The organism is Oleiphilus sp. HI0132 (assembly GCF_001635845.1).
This window is the reverse complement of record NZ_LWGJ01000890.1, coordinates 1-7,968: the sequence shown is the minus strand read 5'-3', so window position 1 is coordinate 7,968 and position 7,968 is coordinate 1. Positions and strand designations below refer to the sequence as shown.

Sequence of the window (7,968 nt, the reverse complement as noted above, 5' to 3'; positions counted from 1 at the left end):
TAAAAATCTATCACTACGGTATCGAAATTATATCTACCTTTATAGATATTTAATTCACCCTTAGGCAACTTAGTAAACCAAGCGTCTTTTACACGCTCTAACTTGATTGACTGGCCAACCTTTACGTCACCGACTCTATAAGGCCCGCTTAACAGTGGAATGGTTTGGGAGCTGCGTTCGAAATCTTTATCCACCCAGAAGTGCGCGGGTAATATCGGCATTTCACCAAATCGTAAGATATTTGCAGCTTGGTCGGCCTGATCGAACTCAACGCGCACTGTATCGGCGTCAATCGCTTTGACTTTGGTAACGGCGCGAAGGCTTTGTTTGAAACGCGGGTGCCCGATTTCTGTAAGGGTAGTATATGAAAACACAACATCTTCAGCGTCGACCGGGTGCCCGTCATGGAAGTGTGCTTCTGGCTGGATATCAAACTCGACCCAAGCATAATTCTGGGGGTAACGGATTTTAGCGGCCAACAGGGCATAGGCACTTTGTGGTTCATCGCCTGATGGTGAGTAGCTTCCGGTTCCTGCTAATAAAGTTTCATTTAGCTCTGTAAACCCATACATAAACATTCCCGGAGAATTGAAGGGGCTGGTTCCTTTTAAAATGTAAGGGTTTAGAGAATCAAAAGAACCGAAACCCATTAGACGCAGGTTCCCACCTTTGGCGGCGTTAGGATTGACATGGTCAAAATGAGAAAAGTCCTGNGGGTATTTAAGGTCGCCGTACAAAGCAAAGCCATGTGACTCGGTAATAATTTCGGCAGCAAGCGCCTTACCAGTAAAAAAGTGTAAAAACGCTATGATTAAAATAGTCTTATATTGAGGCGTAGAAAGCACGGTTAAAGCCTTAATGAAGAAACGATAAATTAACCTATTCCTATAAAAGAAATAGGCGCGCAGGCATAAGAGTTTATCTAAGGGAAAGGGCTTACAACAGTAGTAAGCTAATTTTTTTGTACTTACTTAAGAAAGAAGCTCAATAATACTCGAGAAGTCTTTTAATCCATCGCCTGAAGCTTGTTTTTTTTGATACATTTCATAGGCTGCATTACCGAGTGGCGTGTTACTTCCAGTACTTTGTGCGTTTAAGGCCGCCAAACCAAGATCTTTTGTCATTAGGTCGACCATAAAACCAGGCTGATAGTTATTCGATGCAGGGCTGGTCTCCATGACGCCAGGATAAGGGTTATACTTTTCTAAACTCCAGTTCTTTCCTGAGCTTGCGAGCATTATTTCAGAAAGTACTTTAGCATCCAAACCGTTATTTTCACCTAATTTCAATGCTTCACTTGTGCCAATCATATGAATAGCAAGGAGCATGTTATTACACATTTTAGCGACTTGCCCGGCTCCGTCAGTCCCTGCCAAAAATATATTGCTCCCCATGGCGCTAAGAACAGGTTTTGCTTTATCAAAATTGGTTTCTGAACCTCCACACATAAATGTCAGTGTTCCTGCGGCGGCGGCTGCGACGCCACCTGAAACAGGAGCATCAAGCATTGAAATACCTTTATCTTTTGCTGCGTTATGTACGCTAATAGCAGACTCCGCTTCGATCGTTGAGCAATCAATCACTAAGGTTTCTTTATCAATGATTGATAATAGTTTTTCGCCTTCAAGATAAAGCCCTAACACATGCCTACCTGCAGGCAGCATGGATATAAGGATAGTAGCGTCTTTGCACGCTTGTGATGCCGAGCTTGCGACATGCGCACCGAGTTGCTTCATCTCTTCTAGTGGAGTCTTGGCTAAATCATATACCCGCAGGTTGTAACCCGCTTTTACAAGATTTTTTGCCATGGGACGTCCCATGTTCCCTAGACCTATAAACGCGATCGTTGTCATTATTATTTTCCCAATCTTGGAAGGGGCAGAATAGCCCCCTTTGTTATTTATAAGAAGCTTTGCTTAAGCCAGTAGCCCATCTAAAGGGTTTTTATCCCAAGGCCTACTAAATAAAGACTCAATAACGGAACTTGGGATATGGGTATAGTGCGCGTATTCCCACTTAGGTGTTTTGTCTTTATCTATTAATAGCGCACGAACGCCCTCCGCAAAATCGGGATGACGGATCATGTTGGTCGCTAAAACCAGCTCGCTTGTAAAAGCGTTTTGTAAATCAGTATAACGATGGCGTTTTAACTGCTCATAAATCGCAACAAGAGATAACGGGGAGCCAGCAAGTAAAGTTTGCTTAGATTTGTTGAGAAAAGTGTTACTTTCATCAAAAGCTACGATTGCATCCGTAATTGAACATAAAGAGTTATGCTGGCACGCCTGCTCAAGCACTTGTAGGTTTAGCTTTATTTGCGAACTTTGAAGTTGTTTGCTTGTAAGCTCTAGTGCCTTTATAGCTTCTGTTACCAAGAGGTGGTTGTTATCATTTTCTTCTGAAAATTCAAGCTTGGATATTGCATGAATCAGCTTTTCGACATCATTTAACTCAATGGCAAAATCAGCTAAGCGGCAAAATAGTGTATCGGCTGCATTAATAGCTACGCCCGTTAACGCCAGAAAATATCCTAGATTATAGGGAACCTGATTAAGAAATTGTGTTCCACCTACATCAGGGAACAGACCAATAGTTATCTCGGGCATAGCCAGTTTAGTGGTGTCGGTGATAACTCGATGACTGGCGCCAGCGAGTAAACCTAAACCACCACCCATGACAAAGCCATGCCCAATACAAATGATCGGTTTGTAATAAGTATGAATAAGATAATTGAGTTGATATTCCTCAAAAAAGAACTGTTCTGCATCGATACAAGCACCGTCTTGTTGTGCTATCGCAGAGCGATAAAGTGCTTGGACATCGCCGCCAGCGCAAAAGGCTTTGCTGCCTTGCCCCTTTAAAATTACAGCTTGAATATCATCGTTACTTGCCCAATCTTTTAGTGACTGCGTGAGTAAACGGACCATTTGAAGCGATAGGGCGTTTAGCGTCTTTTCGGAGTTGAGTGTTAAAACTCCCACACTGCCATTTTTAGCAGCAAGTACTTCGACTAGCACTTCTTCGGACGCTGTTGTTTCGACAGTCTCAGTTGCTTGTGATGATTTATTCATTTACTTTTTCCACTCTGGAGAGCGTTTCTCGAGAAACGAATTAGTGCCTTCAAGTTGGTTGTCACCACCAATTAGATTAATGAATTCGGTGCGCTCATGCTGAAGTGAAAGCGATATGGCGTTTTCTCGAGCTGTACTTAAAAGCTTTTTACAGGCAAACAAAGCATCGGGGCTTTGCTTACTTGCAGACTGTGCATAGTTCATGGCGCTTGATAAGGCCTCGCCTTTCGGTACACTTTCTAGTGCTAATCCGGTTTGAACGGCTGTTTCGGCATCCATTCTCTGCCCGAGCAAGATCATTTTACTTGCCCACGCTTCGCCAATTAACCAACTCAACCGCTGTGTGCCACCAGCGCATGGTAAAAGACCAACACCTGCTTCAGGCAGTGCAACCTGAGCCTGTTCTTCGACGATACGGATATCACAGGCAAGTGCACACTCAAGACCTCCACCCATCGCGTAACCATTGATAGCCGCGATGGATACACCCTTAAAACTTGCAAGGGCTTCAAATGCTTCGCCAAAACGGTGTGCAACATCTTTTGAAAGTATCTTGTCGCCGCTACTAAACTGCTTAAGGTCTGCACCAGCAGAGAAAAACTTTTCGCCTTGCCCGTGTATGACTAAGGCACTTATTCCGCTCATTGCATTGAGTTTTACGATGACGCTTGAAAGCGCGCCAAGGCTTTCCAAGTCCCAGGTATTTGCAGGTGGATTGTTGATAGTAATTTTAGCAATATGACCATCGACAGTAACAATAATTTTGTCACTAGGGGAAATAGTCTGATTTTCTTGTGTCATAGCGGGTGTTCTTTCCTTTTTCAGAAGATTGGAATGCGCGAAGCTTGCCTACTAGCTTATCCGAGAAGCTGGAAGTTTTCATCAGATAACAAGGCTCTAGCAATGATTAAGCGCATTACTTCGTTAGTACCTTCGAGAATACGATGCACGCGCGTATCTCTAAAGTAACGTTCGATAGGGTATTCCTTGATATAGCCGTAACCACCGTGCAATTGTAGGGCTTCATCGCAAATCTTAAAACCGAGATCAGTCGCTAGGCGTTTAGCCATCGCGCAATGAACCGATTTATCGGCTGCACCTTGGTCGAGTTTAAATGCGGCTAGGCGGATCATCTGGCGAGAGGCTACAAGCTCTGTCAGCATATCAGACAGTTTGAACTGGGTGGCTTGAAAATCGGCAATCGTCTGATTGAATTGCTTGCGCTCCTTAACATAGCTAATACTCTGTCGCAGGCTCGCGCGCGCAGTACCGACTGAGCAGGCAGCAATATTGATTCGGCCGCCATCTAGGCCTTCCATCGCCAACTTGAAACCGTCACCTTCATGTGCCAAAAGGTTTTCTTTGGGTACGCGTACATTCTCAAAATGAATCAAGCGGGTCGGTTGATTGCTCCATCCGAGCTTTTCTTCTTTCTTACCAAAACTGATACCTTCACTTGTAGCGGGTATGGCAAGGCAAGTAATACCTTTTGGGCCTGCCTCGCCAGTTCTAAGCATTGTGACTAAAAGGTCAGTATCGCCAGCGCCGGATATGAAGGCTTTACAACCATTAACGATATAGTGATCGCCTTCGAGTTTTCCACTGGTCGTTAGTGAGGCAGCGTCAGACCCGGCTCCCGGTTCAGTCAGACAATAACTGACGAGTTTACGCCCTGATGCTAGCGCTTCTGACCACTGATCTACCAGAGACTTACGCCCATAGCGAGCGAGCATATTAAACGCCATATTATGGATGCTAATAAACGCAGCGGTAGAGGTGCAGCCGGACGCTAGTTCTTCCATAATAATGGAGCTGTCTAATCGCGACAGACCAATACCTTTATCAGCCTCTGGCACGTACATGGCCATAAACCCAAGTTTACCTGCTTCGACAAAGGCTTGCTTCGGGAACTCGCAGGCTGCGTCCCATATACTAGCCTGAGGTGCAAGTTCTGTCTCTGCGAAACGTTTTGCTGTTTCCTGGAAAGCGAGCTGATCTTCGTTTAAGTCGTAATTCATAAAATATAATACTTTAGGTGGCCTTATAAATTAATCTGTCTACTTTAAGCTAATCGACATGTTGGGTGCTTGCGCAGGAGATGATTTCCAGCTTGCTGTAATTGTTTTTGTCTCAGTATAAAAGCGGACTGCCTGCTTTCCGTAAGCATGTAAATCCCCCATAAACGAGCCTTTCCAACCAGTAAATGAAAAGAAAGGTAGCGGAACGGGAATGGGCAGGTTAATACCAACTTGACCAACTTCTATTTCGTGCTGATATTTTCGTGCACTAACGCCAGATTGGGTAAATATTGAGGTACCGTTGCCGTAGGGGTTACTGTTAACCAAATTGATTGCATCTTCAAGCGTTTCAACGTTCATGCATGACACAACTGGCCCGAAAATTTCTTCCTGGTATATGTCCATCTCAGTCGAAACGCCGGTGAAGAGTGTAGGGCCTAACCAGTTGCCATTAGGGTAACCTTCTACAACAATGTTTCGACCATCTATCAAGCAGTTAGCACCTTGATCTATTCCTTTTTGAATCAAGCCTGAAACACGCTCTACAGCCTGAGGACTAATCAAAGGCCCATAAGCTGAATCAGGTGAGTCCCAAGTGCCGGGCTTAACCGCTTTTAGGCGTTCAGCGAGCTCATCTGCCCAGACGATTGTTTCGCCAACAAAAACAATCACGCTAATTGCCATGCAGCGTTGTCCGGCAGCGCCAACCGTAGCGCCGACTAATGCGTTCATGACGGTGTCTTTGTCGGCATCAGGTAGTACGACCATGTGATTTTTCGCACCGGCAAAGCATTGAGCACGCTTCATCTCGCGAGTGGTTGTTAGATACACATCTTTGGCAACAGGTACTGAACCAACAAATGAGGTCGCCAGAATATCAGGATGTTTAATAAGTTGGTGAACCTGGTCTTTGCCACCATGAATCATTTGCACCAGACCTTTGGGTGCCCCGGCTTCCTGGAATAGCTCTAATAAACGAACAGTCGCTAAGGGAACTTGCTCAGAGGGCTTAAGGATCATGGCGTTTCCACAGGCTGTTGCCATAGGGAACATCCAAAGCGGAATCATTGCCGGAAAGTTAAACGGGGTAATACCGAGCGTCACACCAAGCGGCTGGGTCAGGCTATAGGTATCTACGCCCTTAGCAACATTTTCGACAGTCTCACCCATTAACAGGGAAGGAATGTTGCAAGCATGCTCGACAACTTCAATACCGCGCCATACATCACCCATAGCATCTTCAATATTTTTACCCGTGTCTTTAGCAAGAATCTCGGCAATCTCACGCTGATGTTCCTTTAACAAATACTGGTAACGTAGCATCAAGCGAGCGCGCTCACTGACAGGGGTTTCTTTCCACTCTAAGAATGCGGCTTTGGCGCCTTCAACGGCGCGATCAATTTCGCCTTTCGTGGCGAATGAGACCTCTGCAAGTACCTCTTGTGTCGCGGGGTTAAGAACGTTTTGTTTTTGCACGCTTTCACTGTGAACAAATTCGCCATTGATTAAGAGTGGAACTTGATGAGGCATGATTGGAGTCCTTATTATTCTTTATGCAGTATTTAGAATGCTAATGAAGGTCGTAGACGAGTAAAACTTATATTTCTAATGTTTTATATTTGATAGCCACTCTACTAACAATTATGCATAGAGTCATTGACTAAATTGCGATCGATATGGATTATATTGCTTTTTGACTGAGTGTTATATATGAGCGAACCCTCTAACTGGCCTCTGTCGGATAGGCAGGCAACGCGAATTCGTGTGCCAAAGCATATTCTGCAACAGCTCGCGCTTCATCCAATAGCTCGCCAAATCTTTGCTTCGTCGATTGGTTATTACCCCAGCGCAGCAAAGCATGAGATGGAGAGAATTGCGCATGACGACTATATTCTTATTTATTGTGCTGAAGGGCAGGGTTATCTAAGTACGAGTCACTACAAGGGGGAGATTCACCAAGGGGACCTGTTTATTTTACCGCCTGAAACAGCCCACCAATACCGCTCTGACCCTGAAACACCCTGGACAGTTTTCTGGTTTCATTTTCGTGGTGACCTTGCTGATAGTTATTACCGCTATTTATTTAAGGCATCTGATACCTCAGTTGTTAAAGCTCATGACGTTCAGACATTAGCTCGCTTTCGGGAGCTCATTGGTATTGCTCGCTCGAGTTTTACCCTGGATTCTTATATCTACGTTAGTAGCCTCTTGAGCCATCTTTTGATTTCAACAGCACATACAGTGATGGAAGATGCAAAAAAGTATGGTGGTATAAGTGTCGAAAAGACACAGGATTTTATGCAACAAAATATTGGCAAGTCACTAAGTCTTGCTGATCTTGCAGATGTTAGCTGTGTTTCTAAATACCACTTCTCCAGGCGCTATCATGAGTTGACTGGTATTTCACCGCTAAAACACTTTTCGAACATGAAGATCGAGCAGGCATGTTCTTTACTTGAGCAAACAAACATAAGTATTTCTGATATTGCTTACCAACTCGGGTATGATGATGCGCTTTATTTTTCGCGCGTCTTTAAGAAACTTATGAAGGTTTCGCCTAGAAACTACCGTAAGGAATTGCGCAAGCGGCTGGACGCGCCTTTGTAAAACGAAATATTTTTATTCTCTCCTTATTAATCGCCTAAAAAATAGTTATTTATTTAACCAATGCTTACAGACAGTCAAAAACAACTCATACAGTCCACTTATCGCAAGTTTACTTCTAGGGAAGGATTCCGCCCGCGATATGGGCAAAGAGTAATGATTGCCGAGATAGCAAAATATTTAGGCAGCATTAAAGAAGATGATCAGGGTGCACGAAAGTCCGACCCAGCAGTATGTGTTGTCGAGGCAGGCACCGGCACTGGAAAAACGCTTGC

Annotated in this window: 7 protein-coding genes; 1 reads left to right on the top strand and 6 read right to left on the bottom strand. The window is 44.5% G+C overall.

What is annotated here, in order from left to right; all coding sequences use genetic code 11:
* The 6 genes from A3766_RS10105 to A3766_RS10080 form a co-directional block, all read right to left on the bottom strand.
* On the bottom strand, window positions 1-845 hold an 845-nt coding region (locus A3766_RS10105), incomplete at its 3' end, for an ABC transporter substrate-binding protein (protein ID WP_231882877.1).
* A gap of 126 nt (window positions 846-971) precedes the next feature.
* Complete coding sequence (mmsB, locus tag A3766_RS10100; protein ID WP_068510281.1) at window positions 972-1,853, bottom strand: 3-hydroxyisobutyrate dehydrogenase; 882 nt, start codon at window positions 1,851-1,853, stop codon at window positions 972-974.
* A 63-nt stretch (window positions 1,854-1,916) separates the two neighbouring features.
* Complete coding sequence (locus A3766_RS10095) at window positions 1,917-3,071, bottom strand: enoyl-CoA hydratase/isomerase family protein (RefSeq protein ID WP_068510278.1); 1,155 nt, start codon at window positions 3,069-3,071, stop codon at window positions 1,917-1,919.
* Window positions 3,072-3,872 carry an enoyl-CoA hydratase gene (locus A3766_RS10090; protein ID WP_068510276.1) on the bottom strand — a complete coding sequence of 267 codons (801 nt, stop codon included), beginning with the start codon at window positions 3,870-3,872 and terminating at the stop codon, window positions 3,072-3,074.
* A 56-nt stretch (window positions 3,873-3,928) separates the two neighbouring features.
* Complete coding sequence (locus tag A3766_RS10085) at window positions 3,929-5,089, bottom strand: acyl-CoA dehydrogenase family protein (RefSeq protein ID WP_068510274.1); 1,161 nt, start codon at window positions 5,087-5,089, stop codon at window positions 3,929-3,931.
* 39 nt (window positions 5,090-5,128) lie between these two features.
* Window positions 5,129-6,619, bottom strand: coding sequence for a CoA-acylating methylmalonate-semialdehyde dehydrogenase (locus A3766_RS10080; protein ID WP_068510271.1), 1,491 nt, complete (start codon window positions 6,617-6,619; stop codon window positions 5,129-5,131).
* 180 nt (window positions 6,620-6,799) lie between these two features.
* Between A3766_RS10080 and A3766_RS10075 the strand changes: the two genes are divergently transcribed.
* Window positions 6,800-7,696: an AraC family transcriptional regulator gene (locus tag A3766_RS10075; RefSeq protein WP_068510269.1), complete on the top strand. Its 897-nt coding sequence runs from the start codon at window positions 6,800-6,802 to the stop codon at window positions 7,694-7,696.
* The last annotated feature ends 272 nt before the right edge of the window (window positions 7,697-7,968 follow it).